The following is an 11,906-nucleotide window of genomic DNA, read 5'->3' on the forward strand; positions in this document are numbered from 1 at the left end:
TAACTCTAGTACACGTCCGGGGAACGGTCATGCCTGCCCTCGGCTCCCGTCCCCGGTACCTGGCACGCGCGTACCCGAAACCCCGCCGCGGGGACCGGGCGAAGACGCCCCGCACCGGCCCGGGTTGAAGGCTCACGGCCTCCTCGCCTCGACGAGGAGCCGGCGCGAGTACGCCACGAAGGGGCCGTGCCGCTCCATGAACCCGTGAAGGACGGCGAGCCGCTCGCGATAGCGCTCGACGGTGAAGTCCGGCACGATCCAGACCACCTTGCGCAGGAAGTGGACGACGGCCGCCACGTCGTGGAACTCCGTCCGGAGCGCCTCCTCCCGCAGGTCGACGACGTCGAGCCCGGCAGCCTCCGCGGCGAGGGAGACCTCGACCGCGCCCGCGCCCGCCGTGGTCGCCACGGGCCCCGGGAACGGATGCCCCTCGGGCGGCTGCTCCCTCATGAACTCCGTCAACTCACGTACGGAGCCGGGCCCCACCTGCTGCGAGAGGCAGCTGCCGCCGGGGCGCAGCACCCGGCGCACCTCGTCCCAGCGCGTGACGACCGGGTGCCGAGCGGTCACGAGGTCGAAGCGGCTCGAGGGCAGCGGGAGGTCGGCCGCGGCGTCCGCCTCGAACACCTCGGCGTCGAACCGGGCGAGGTTCCGCCGGGCGAGCGCGACGTTCGGAGGCCAGGACTCCGTGGCGGCGAGGAGCGGCGGCACGGCGGGAAGCGCGGCCAGCACCTCTCCTCCGCCCGTCTGGAGGTCGAGCGCCGCCTCGGCCGCCGCCATCCGCTCCGCGAGGAGGCCGGCGTAGCCCCAGGAGGGTCGCTCCTCGGTCGCGCGCCCGCGGAACCACGAGAAGTCCCAGCCCTCCGTGGGTACGGCCGCGCCCTCGCTGAGCAGGTCGTCGAAATGCGACATCGGCCGATGCTTTCAGAGCGGACCGAAGGGGGCACCCGGTTATCGCCCGGGAACCGGAGGCTCCGCTCCCTGCGTTCTCACCGGAGGGAGCGCCCCGCCTCACCCGTTCGGCCCCCCGAGTTCACCGCTATCTCACATCTGAGATAGCGTCGAAGCATGACCGACGACTACCTCGTACGTATCGGGCAGTTGATCCGTGACGCCCGCCAGCACCGCGGCTGGACCCAGTCGCAGCTTGCCGAAGCCCTGGCCACAAGTCAGAGCGCGGTCAACCGCATTGAACGCGGCAACCAGAACATCAGTCTTGAGATGATCGCGCGCATCTCCGAGGCCCTCGACAGCGAGATCGTCTCGCTCGGGTACTCGGGCCCCATGCACCTCCGCGTGGTCGGGGGGCGGCGCCTCTCGGGCGCGATCGACGTGAAGACGAGCAAGAACGCCTGCGTCGCGCTGCTGTGCGCCTCGCTCGTCAACTCCGGGCGTACGGTGCTGCGTCGGGTCGCGCGGATCGAGGAGGTCTACCGCATCCTGGAGGTCCTCACCTCCGTCGGCGTCCGCTGCCGGTGGGTCAACTCCGGTGCCGACCTGGAGATCGTGCCGCCGGCCGAGCTGGAGCTCGACTCCATGGACCAGGACGCAGCGCGCCGTACGCGCAGCATCATCATGCTGCTCGGGCCGCTGCTGCACCGCTTCGACCACTTCAAGATCCCGTACGCGGGCGGCTGCGACCTCGGCACCCGCACCGTCGAGCCGCACATGAGCGCCCTGCGCCACTTCGGCCTCGACGTCACCGCGACCGAGGGGATCTACCACGCCGAGGTCGAGAACGACGTGCGCCCGCAGCGCCCGATCGTCCTCACCGAGCGCGGCGACACCGTCACCGAGAACGCGCTCCTCGCCGCGGCCCGGCACGAGGGCACGACGGTGATCAGGAACGCCTCCTCCAACTACATGGTCCAGGACCTCTGTTTCTTCCTCGAGGAGCTGGGCGTCCGGGTCGAGGGCGTGGGGACGACGACGCTGACGGTGCACGGCGTCCCGGAGATCGACGTCGACGTCGACTACTCGCCTTCCGAGGACCCGGTGGAGGCGATGAGCCTCGTCGCCGCCGCGGTGGTCACCGAGTCCGAACTCACCGTGCGCCGCGTGCCGGTGGAGTTCATGGAGATCGAGCTCGCCGTCCTGGAGGAGATGGGGCTCGACTTCGACCGTTCCGCCGAGTACGCCGCCGACAACGGGCGCACCCGGCTCACCGATCTCACGGTCCGCCCCTCCAAGCTGGAGGCGCCGATCGACAAGATCCATCCGATGCCCTTCCCCGGGCTCAACATCGACAACGTCCCGTTCTTCGCGGCGATCGCGGCGTCGGCGCAGGGCAAGACGCTGATCCACGACTGGGTCTACGACAACCGCGCCATCTACCTCACCGATCTGAACCGCCTCGGCGGGAGGCTCCAACTCCTCGACCCGCACCGGGTCCTGGTCGAGGGCCCGACGCGCTGGCGCGCCTCGGAGATGATGTGCCCGCCGGCACTGCGTCCCGCCGTCGTCGTCCTGCTCGCGATGATGGCGGCGGAGGGCACGTCGGTGCTCCGCAACGTCTACGTGATCAACCGGGGTTACGAGGAACTCGCCGAGCGCCTCAACGAGGTCGGCGCGCAGATCGAGACGTTCAGGGACATCTGACGCGGTGCCGTCCCGGCCGGGACGGACGGGGCTCCCCGCCCGGGTTGCGGGAGGCGGCCGATGCCGGAGCCGCCGGTCGACTGCGCCGGCGGTGACGGAGGAAGACGTTGGGCGAGGGGTTCAAGGAGGACAACGTGTTTCCTCGGCGAAAAGGACCGCGTCGTGCGGGAGTTGAGGTGCGAGCGGGGTGGCGCCTGGGCGCGTGGAGCCTCCGGTAGGACGGATCTCTCCACCGGATCGTCCGCTGAACCGGAGGCTTCACGTCGGTCACCTACGCTGCCGCGCTCGACGTTCCGCGCGTCACCCGTCCCAAGCGCTCCGGGACGTCTTCACCGACGGTCCGGGTCGGGCGGGCGCCGCGGTGGACAGCGGAGGGTGTACGAACTGCCGGGAACTGGCGTCTTGCCCGCTCGGGACCGCGGGCGGGCAAGACGATGCCGTCAGCCGCGCGCTTGGCTCGGCGACGACGAGCTGACCACCTGGGAGGGCTTCGGCTGCTTCCCCATCTTGTCGGCCACCCCCCGCTTCAGCACGGCCTCGCTGGAGAGCAGCGTGCCCGCCTTGCCCAACGAGTTCGTCTTCGTCAGATAGGTGCGCGAGCCGAGGTAGTCGAGGCTGTCCTCATCGAAGACCCACTCCGTACGCTCACCGTTCCGGGTGTCGGTACGGGCGATGCCCACCCCGTTTCGGCCGATCGCGTCCTTGGCCTGGGGGGCGCGGGCCACCCCCGGCAGTTTCGCCGCGGCCTTGAAGAGTGCGGCCTCGACCTCTGTCGGCACGACACCGCCGACCAGCCTCCCGATCTCCTCGAACACCACCTGGTCCCGCTCCAGTTCACCGCTCTCCGAGGCGTGCTCGTACAGGTACTTCAGCAGCTCGTCGGGATCGGTCGGAAGCGAGGAGAGCCAACGGTACGTGGGCCGGTCGATGCCCGCGGGCGTCCCGTGGTCGTCGCCCAGATCGGGGTTGATCTGTATGGTCTCGCCGTCCTCCCGAATCGAGCCCAGCTTCATGACCGGCCCCTGCCGCTGCGAGTGCCATTCCTCCCGGCTCTTCAGCGGGCCGGTGACGGCCTTGCCGCTCGTCTCGTCGGCCCCGCGGACCTTGCTCTTCACGTAGGTGTATTGGCTGTCCCTCACTTGGGGAACGGTGTCGTGCGCCATGGCGGCCTCCGAAATGCGCCCCAACTCGGCGCTTGCCGTGCCCTGGTCGGGCCGGCCTGAAGCGTCGCCGCCGGAGAGCAGGCCCGCGGTCAGCGCGCCGCCGAGGGCCACGGCCGCCGCCGGCGCCACAACGGCGGGGCGCAACAGGCGGAACCGGCCCACGCCGGGCCGGTCGTGGTGGACGGGCGAACCGCCGCCGGCGTCCGACACGGCCTGCGCGGCGTACTGCTCGTCGTCGATCTCTCGCATGAGTCGTTCCTTGTGGTGTTCGTGACGGCCCGGCGGAAGGTCCCGTTCCTCCGGGGTCGGCAGCATGTGGGCGAGCGCCTCCCGCGTCTCACGTTCGGCGCGGATCCGGCTTGCCTTGTCGGCCCTCGGTGCGGTCATCGGGCTTCCTCCTCGACGGGCAGAGCGGCGAACGCCGCCCTGCCCAGTACCTCTCCGCGGGCAGCGCCCGGTTCCCTTTCCTCTGTCTCCGACCGCAGGGCGACCAGCCGGCGCAGCCTGGCGCGGGCGCGCGACAGGCGAGAGCGCACGGTGCCGACGGGCACCCCGAGAGCCTCCGCGGCCTGCGCGTAGTCCAGACCGGCCCACACGCACAGCGTGAGAACCTCCCGCTCCCGTGTCCGGAGGTGGCGCAACGCGCTGCCCACTGCGGACAGTTCGCGGGCGTCGTCGACGCGAGCCGCCGTCGCGTCGGCGAAGTCCTCCACCTGCCGCGGGGGCGGATGAGAGGCGAGGAAGGCGAGTCGGCGTCCCAGGCTCCGGCGCTGGTTGCGGGCCTTGTTGGTGGCAATGCCCAACAGCCACGGGCGCAGCGGACCGCTGTCCGACTCGACCCGGTGGCGGGTGCGCCAGGCGTCCAGAAATGTTTCGGCCATCACCTCCTCCGCCATCGACCAGTCGCCGGTGAGTCGGAAGGCGTGGTTGTACACCGCTTTGGCCTCGTCGTCGTACAACTCTGCGAAAGCCTCTTTGTCACCCGCGCGGATCCGTTCCCTCACTCGCTTGTCGGCGTCCTGTCCACTGGTCTCTCGCGGCTCCGCCCCTTCCGAAGGCTCCGCCGCTTCGGTGTACCTCACACCCTTCATCTCTCCGCTGCCCGCCCTGGGTTCCCGTGACGTGGGTCACGGCTTCGGTGCTCGTTCCCTTCGGAGTTGCCCCCTGAATACAGTCTTTCGTTGATCGTGGACCTGGAGACCGGGGCCAGAGGTGCCCGCACTGCACGACCGATCGCGCCGTTCCCGTCCCGGGCACCCTGCCGACCGGTCCGATCCCTCGTACCACGGGAGTGGTGGCCGGCCACCGCCGCATGCGACTCCATCGTTCGGTGCGGGGGGATACCGGATATACCGTCCGAATGCCCGGTAGCGGTGCGTTGTTCGCGGTTCCGCTACCGCGCGCCTGCCGGCGCCCCTGCCCGTCGCACCCGCAAGCCCTGAGTGCCCGAGCGGAGGCGACGGGCAACTACTCCGCGCCGGGGGCGAGTTCGATCAGGGGGCTGCGGCCGACGGCGTCTCCGGTGCGGGATCCCGCGGGTGCGGACACAGGAGCGGGAGCAGGAGGGCGGCCGTCAGTTGGAGAGCCGCGATGGCGAGGAGGTGCGGGACGGGGCCGAAGGGGAGGGTGCCGGCGAGGGCGGCTCCGGCTGCTGCGGCCGAGACCTTGAGTCCGGCTCCGAGGGTGAAGACCTGGGTGCGGGCCGAGGCGGGGGCGTGGTCGGCGCGCAGGCGCAGGGTGGCGGCCATCAGGGGACCGTCGCAGAGGCCGGCTGCGGCGAACGCGGCGACGGCCGCGGGGAACCACGGCACCAGCGCGGCGACGGCGAGCGCGGCACCGGTGCCGAACAGGGCGCAGGCCGCGAGGTGTTGGGCGTGCGGGCGGCGTCGGAGTCGAGCGGTGCCCAGTGCGCCGAGGAGGCCGCCGACGGCGAACGCCGTCACCGGGACCCCTTCGGCTCCGGGATGGCCGAAGGCCGCGGTGAGGAGCACGGCCGTGACGGCGAGGCCGCCGATGCCGAGGAAGGACACGACGGTCGCCGCCGTGATGGCGCGGAGCTCGGGGACGCGCCACAGCGCGGCGAGGCCGGCGGCGACGGTGGCCGCGGGTCGACTCTTCCTGGGTGCGGGCGGGTTGGCGGGTCGGCCTGTCCGGGAGCCGGGTTCCTCGGGCGGGGTGGGCCGCCGGTCGGCCGTCGGCTCGGAGGCGGTGTCCCTGTTCGCCGGGGGCACGGGGATGCGGAGGGCGAGGACGGCCGCCGCGGTCGCGGCTCCGGCGAGGAGGGCGGTGGCCGGCGTCGCGGAGAGGGCGCCGGCCGTGACGCTCACCGCGGCCGGTGCGAGGACCGAGGCGGCGTTGTAGGTGGCGGCGTCGAGCGCATAGGCGCGGGTGCGGACGCGGGGGTCGGGGAGGAGCCGGGCGAGCAGACCGGAGAGGCCGCCGGTGACGACGGGACCGCAGGCGCCGCCGAGGGCGGCGCAGCCGAGCGGGGCGGCGAGCGGCGCGCGCCCGAGGACGGCGGTGAGGGCGGCGAGCGAGACGGCGAAGAGGGAGAAGGCGAGCACGTGGAACGCCCGTGGGGAGCGGGCGCGTTCGGCGAGCGCGCCCACGAAGGGGGCGGCGAGTGCGTGCGGCGCCATCCATGCCGTGAGCGCGAGAGCTCCCTGGGCCGGGCTGCCGGTGCGCTCCAGCGCGAGGAGGGCGAGCGCGAGGGCGACGCCTTCGTCGGCGAACCTCGCGGAGAAGGCCGTAGCCAGGTACGCGGGGAGCGGCCTGCTCACGGGCACGGTGCTCCTACGGTCAGCGGGACTGCGGGCGTTCACCGGCAACCGGCGTAACGCCTTATGCTAGCATCACGTTACATCGAAGGAGGTGCTCGCCATGACACGGCAGCCGCACCCGCAGCCGGAATCGTCCGCCGGACGGTTCCAGCCGGCACGTCGCCTGGTGGAGATCGCCAATGCGGTACGCAGCGACCCGGAGGCGCCCCGCGCCGAGCTGGCGCGGCTCCTGGAGCGCCACGGCGAGCGGGCGGAGGACGTCGGCCCGGCGGGCTTCACCGAGCGCGACGCCGCCGAACTCCGGGAAGCGGCGACGGAGTTGACGGAAATCCTCACCCAGGACGACCCGGACACCGTGGCACGCGCGCTCAACGCGCTCCTCGCCGAGCACGCAGGTCCGCCCCGCCTCTCCCGGCACGACGGCCATCCGTGGCACCTCCACAACGACCGGAGCGACGACGTGAGTTGGCGCGAGTGGTTCCTCTGCTCCGGAGCGCTCGCACTTGCGCGGGTGCTCAGCGAGTACGGGCGTCCGGCCTGGGGCGAATGCGAGGCGGCCGACTGCACGGGTCTCTTCCTCGGCACCGGGCCCGGCGGCGCGAGACGCTACTGCTCGCCGCGGTGCGCCGGCCGCTCCAGAGTGGCGGCGCACCGGCGCAGGAAGTCCGAGCACCCCGACAGCACGCCCCGGCAAGGCCGTTGAGAGGCTGGGCGCACGGCCCGAGGGGCCGTGCTCGAGTAAGGGGGACGGGATGACGGGCAGGCTGGGAGAATTCCGCAACGAGGCGGCACGCGCGCGGTTCTTCGCCGCGTACGAGAAGGCGCTGGCGAGGTGGCCCGACGGCCGCGAAACGTCCGATATCGCAACGGAGTTCGGCACCACCCGCGTGCACCGGTACGGGAGCGGCGAGCGCACCCCGCTCGTCCTGCTCCACGGGCAGAACGCGACGTCGTCCGTCTGGGCGCCGAACATCGCCCGACTCGCCGAGGAGCGCACGGTCTTCGCCGTCGACCACGTCGGCGAGGCGGGGCCCGGGACGCAGACGCGGCCGATACGTACGGGCGAGGAGACCTCCGCCTGGCTGGAACAGGTCCTCGAAGGGCTCGGGTTGGCCGAGGTGCACCTCGGCGGCTTCTCCTACGGGGCCTGGATCGCCCTCACCCACACGGTACTTCGCCCCGAGCGCGTCGTCTCGCTGCCTCTCGTGGAGCCGCCGCGCGCGCTGGCGCCGCTGCCGCTCGACTTCGTCCCCGGCACCCTCGCCGTCCTGCTCAGCGGCTCCGAGCGGCTGCAACGCCGGTGGTTCCAGCGGCTTGCGGGGCCCCCGCAGGAGGGGCCGGCCGATGCCGAGGCGCAGTCGGAGGTCGGCCTCCAGGCGATGCGCACCTTCCGTCTCCGGCTGCCGCAGCCGGAGCGGATCGACGATGCGGCGCTCGCCGGGATCGAGCGTCCCGTCCTGCTCTTCTTCGGTGCCGAGAGCCACGCCGTCGATCCGGAGCGCGCCGCCGCGAGGGCTCGCTCGCTCCTCCCCGACGTCCGCACCGAGGTGGTCGAGGGTGTGGGGCACAGCATCCCCGTCGCGCGGTTCAACGAGGCCGTCCCCGGGTTCCTCCGGGAGGCCGACGCGCAGCCGGGCGGCGCCTGGGCCGGCTAGGCGTCCGCGTCCGAACTCCGCGCCAGTAGCGCCGCGTTGAGGTACGGGAGGTCGACGGCGCGCGCGGGGTGGAGTCCCGTGAGGGACTCGATGCGGCGTACGCGGTAGTCGACGGTGTTGGGGTGGATGTGGAGGGACTCGGCCGTCGTACGGCGGTCGAGGCCGGAGGCGAGGTAGGACTCCAGGGTACGCAGGAGGTCGGGGCGGTCGGCGAGCGGTGCGAGGAGGCCCGCGAGGCCCTCGCGGGCCGGTCCGGGGCGGCTCAGTTGGTACTCCAGGAGCACGTCGGCCAACCGGTACAGCCCGGGGGGTCTGCCCGTGCGCCGTACCACCTCGACGACCTCCGCGTTCCGCGCCACCGCCGCGGGGACCGCCCGGCGCTCCGCGGTCGCTCCCGCCGCGGTGATCGCGGTGCCGGCCGAGCGGGAGGCGCGCGCGACGAGTGCGCGGAGCTCCTCCCACGGCGGCGGGGCGGCCACCGGCAGGAGCGCCGTCCCGCCCGACGCGTCGAGCGAAACGAGCGCCGACTCCCTGACGTACGCGTCGAGTTCGGACTGGACCCGCCGCACCTTGCGCCGGGCCGCGACACTGCCGCCCGGCCCGCTCTCGTCCGGGTGCGGGGCGAGCGCGAGCGTGAGGACCGCGTACCGCTCGGCGGGCCGCAGGCCGGCCGAGCGCGGCGCCTCCTCGTCCGCTCTGCCGGCGAGGAGCGAGGCCAACAGGGCATGCCGGTCCGCGTGTTCCTGGCTGTCGAGGACCTGCCGCACCTCCAGGTAGGCCGCGCTCACCGTCGAGGTGAGGGTGCGGTGGAAGGCCATCATGAGCGAAAGGGCGTCCTGCACGTCGGTGAGGTCGCCGGGACGCGCGCCCCGCGTGATCTCCTGCCAGCCGCTCTCCATGCCGAGGTGGTATGCGGAGAGGACGGCGTCCAACGGGACGCCTTCTTCGGCGCGTTGGGCCGCCGAGTCGCGCTGCTCCGCGAGTTCGGCGGCGGTTGCGGGGGTGCGGCGCTCCAGCACGCGCGCGAAGACGCGCAGGTTGTGGCGGACGATCCCGGCGATGTCGCCGACGACCTCCTCCCGCGGAAGCCGTGCGTAGACGGGGAGTTCGGAGAGGAGGCGATCGACGACGCGGCGGGTGAGGGCCGGTACCCGGGCGTGCAGGTGCGCGGCGACGGGCCGGCCGGCGATGAGCAGTGGGCGGGTGCGGACGGTGGCGCCGTTGTCACCGGTCACAAAGTCCCCCGGGGGAAGTCTGCGTCACTCACCAGTTAAAGGGTCGGGGACGAGTCTGCATCATGGTGGGGACATCCTCCACGGCCCCGGAGGCACCCGTGCGCCCTCTCCCCCACCGCACGTCCCGGCCGCGTGTCGGGCTGAGCACTCGGACCACCGCGGTGCGCAGGCCGCGTCGCCACCGTCTGCCCGGCGTCGCCGTCCTGCTCACCGCGGTGCTCTCGGCGCTGCTGCCGCCGGGCGCGCACGCCGCGGAATCGGGTCGGGCGGAGCTCAACGCGCCCGCCCTGCCGGGGAGTTGCGACCCGGTCGCGGGCGGCTCGTGCCTGCTGCCGTTCCCCAACGACTGGTACACGACGGCCGACCCGTCGAGCGGGACGGGACGGCGCGTCGCCTTCGCCGACGGCGTACTCCCCCGGCCGCTGCTGGGTCCGAAGATCGACCCGACCCCGTGGAACCGCTCCGACGGATTCTCGCCGGGCTCGACGCTCCTCGCTCAGGTGCCGCGGCTGGACCTGGAGAAGACCGGTGCGGCCCCGCTCACCGACATCGGTGCGTCCCTCGCCGAGGACGCACCCGTCGTCCTCCTCGACACCACCACCGGCGAACGCCACCCGTACTGGGCGGAGTCGGACTCCCGCCCCCGACTCGACGCCCGCCGGGCGCTCCTCGTCCACCCGGCGCGCAACCTCACCGAGGGGCACCACTACGCCGTCGCGCTGCGCAACCTCAAGGACTCCGAGGGCCGCATGCTCCCCGCGCCCGCGCACTTCGCCACTGCCGCGGCCGAGGCGCCGCTGCCCGACGAACATCCGCTCCGGGAACGGCAGTCGAGGCTCACGCCGGTGCTGGAGCAGCTCTCCGCAGCGGGCGTGGAGCGTGAACAGCTCCACCTCGCCTGGGACTTCACCGTCGCCGGCACCGAGAACCTCACGGGCGACCTCTACGACATCAGGGACGACGCCTTCGACACCCTGGGCGACGCCGCGCCCGACACCGAGGTCACCGCCGTGGAGGAGTTCACCGCGGAGGAGAACCCGCGGATCGCCCGCGAGGTCAGGGGTACCGTGACGCTCCCCGGCTACCTCGACGAGCCGGGCGGGCCGACGGGCGCGGTACTCAACCGGGGACCCGACGGACGCCCCGAACGGCAGCCGGGCAACGTCCAGGAAGCGGCGTTCACCTGCCGGATACCGCGCTCGGCGTGGGAGAAGCCCTCGCGCCCGGCCCTCTACGGGCACGGGCTCCTCGGCGGGCAGAGCGAGGTGCGTGCCGACAACGTCCAGGCGATGGCGCAGGAGGGCGGGTTCACCTTCTGCGCGACCGACTGGATCGGCATGGCCGAGGAGGACATCCCGACGGTGCTCGGCGCGCTCCTCGACCTCAACCGCTTCCCCACCGTGCCCGAGCGCTCAGAACAGGGCATGCTCAACACGCTCTTCCTCGGCCGCGCCCTCGTCCACCCCGAAGGGCTCGGCACGGAACCGGCGTTCCGCACCGAGGACGGCCGCCGGCTCCTCGCCCCGGAGGCGGAGCTCGGCTACGACGGGAACAGCCAGGGCGGCATTCTCGGCGGATCGCTCGTCGCCGCCTCGCCCGACATCGACCGCGGCGTGCTCGGCGTCACCGGCATGAACTACGGCGGGCTCCTCCTCCAACGCAGCGCGGCCTTCGACCGGTTCCAGCCCGTCCTCGACACCTCGTACCCCGACAGGCTGCGCCAGCAGGTCGTCCTCCAACTCCTCCAGATGCTCTGGGACCGCGGCGAGACCAACGGTTACGCCGGCGACCTCGCCGCGAGCGACAAGCGGGTCCTGATGCACGTCGCCTACGGCGACCACCAGGTCGCCAACGCCGCCGCCGACGTCGAGGCGCGAACCCTCGGCGCGCGCCTCGTCACCCCGGCGCTCGCCGACGGGCGCAGCCCCGACAAGGAGCCCTACTGGGGCGTCGAGCCCACGGGCCAACTGCCGTACGCGGGCTCGGGGATGGTCGTCTGGGACTCCGGTACGCCGACGCCGCCGACCGGCAACACACCGCCGAGCGACGGCAGTTACGGCGAGGACCCGCACTCCGACCCGCGCAACTCGGCCGACGCGAGGCGGCAGAAGGCGGAGTTCTTGAAGACCGGCGACATCGTGGACGTCTGCGGTGGGGCGCCCTGTCGGGCGGAACCCGCCGGTTAGCGGGGTCCGCCCGGTGAGCGCTCCGGACGACGGGGTCTTGAGGGCTGCTCCGCTGCCGGGAGTCCCCGACCGCGCGGACGGGTGGCGGAGCCTGTCCGTTGTCGCCGGGTCCCCCACGGGAGTTCCGCCGTGCGGCCTTCAACCGACCGTGGCGATCGGCCAGTTGAGCGCCGTTACGGGTTGGCCCCGTTCCGGGGCGCCGACAGGGTATACGCCCCGGAACGGGGCCACGGGGACGCGTTCACGGACGCGGCTCCGTCGACGCGGCTCGCCCGCGCCGAGGCAGCCC

Annotated in this window: 9 protein-coding genes; 4 read left to right on the plus strand and 5 right to left on the minus strand. The window is 72.9% G+C overall.

Translation table 11 applies throughout. The annotated features are described in order from the left end of the window. Positions 1–132 precede the first annotated feature (132 nt). On the minus strand, positions 133–912 hold the full coding sequence (locus UWG_RS0116385; protein WP_016908306.1) for a class I SAM-dependent methyltransferase: 780 nt from the start codon (positions 910–912) through the stop codon (positions 133–135). Positions 913–1,068: 156 nt separating this feature from the next. Between UWG_RS0116385 and UWG_RS0116390 the strand changes: the two genes are divergently transcribed. Next, positions 1,069–2,598: a helix-turn-helix domain-containing protein gene (locus UWG_RS0116390; protein WP_016908307.1), complete on the plus strand. Its 1,530-nt coding sequence runs from the start codon at positions 1,069–1,071 to the stop codon at positions 2,596–2,598. Positions 2,599–3,038: 440 nt separating this feature from the next. Here the strand turns inward: UWG_RS0116390 and UWG_RS30220 are convergent, their stop codons facing one another. The 3 genes from UWG_RS30220 to UWG_RS0116405 all read right to left on the minus strand — a co-directional run bounded on the left by UWG_RS30220 (position 3,039) and on the right by UWG_RS0116405 (position 6,541). Next, positions 3,039–4,148, minus strand: a complete 1,110-nt coding sequence (locus UWG_RS30220) for a CU044_5270 family protein (protein ID WP_016908308.1) — start codon at positions 4,146–4,148, stop codon at positions 3,039–3,041. After that, complete coding sequence (locus UWG_RS0116400) at positions 4,145–4,765, minus strand: RNA polymerase sigma factor (protein ID WP_029391502.1); 621 nt, start codon at positions 4,763–4,765, stop codon at positions 4,145–4,147. The genes UWG_RS30220 and UWG_RS0116400 overlap by 4 nt, the downstream gene beginning before the upstream one ends. Before the next feature lie 489 nt (positions 4,766–5,254). Continuing rightward, complete coding sequence (locus UWG_RS0116405; RefSeq protein ID WP_033196184.1) at positions 5,255–6,541, minus strand: MFS transporter; 1,287 nt, start codon at positions 6,539–6,541, stop codon at positions 5,255–5,257. A gap of 100 nt (positions 6,542–6,641) precedes the next feature. Here UWG_RS0116405 and UWG_RS0116410 point away from each other — a divergent pair, with 100 nt between their 5' ends. After that, entirely contained in the window at positions 6,642–7,244 is a 603-nt protein-coding gene (locus tag UWG_RS0116410; RefSeq protein ID WP_016908311.1) for a CGNR zinc finger domain-containing protein, read from the plus strand. 49 nt (positions 7,245–7,293) lie between these two features. After that, on the plus strand, positions 7,294–8,196 hold the full coding sequence (locus UWG_RS0116415) for an alpha/beta fold hydrolase (protein ID WP_016908312.1): 903 nt from the start codon (positions 7,294–7,296) through the stop codon (positions 8,194–8,196). Here UWG_RS0116415 and UWG_RS0116420 read toward each other — a convergent pair. After that, entirely contained in the window at positions 8,193–9,431 is a 1,239-nt protein-coding gene (locus UWG_RS0116420) for a PucR family transcriptional regulator (protein WP_016908313.1), read from the minus strand. The genes UWG_RS0116415 and UWG_RS0116420 overlap by 4 nt on opposite strands. 161 nt (positions 9,432–9,592) lie before the next feature. On the opposite strand from UWG_RS0116420, the gene UWG_RS0116425 reads away from it, so the two are divergent. Beyond that, positions 9,593–11,617 carry a hypothetical protein gene (locus UWG_RS0116425; RefSeq protein ID WP_016908314.1) on the plus strand — a complete coding sequence of 675 codons (2,025 nt, stop codon included), beginning with the start codon at positions 9,593–9,595 and terminating at the stop codon, positions 11,615–11,617. Positions 11,618–11,906: the final 289 nt, after the last annotated feature.

Source organism: Streptomyces xiaopingdaonensis (assembly GCF_000262345.1).
GTDB classification, from domain to species: Bacteria; Actinomycetota; Actinomycetes; order Streptomycetales; family Streptomycetaceae; genus Streptomyces; species Streptomyces xiaopingdaonensis.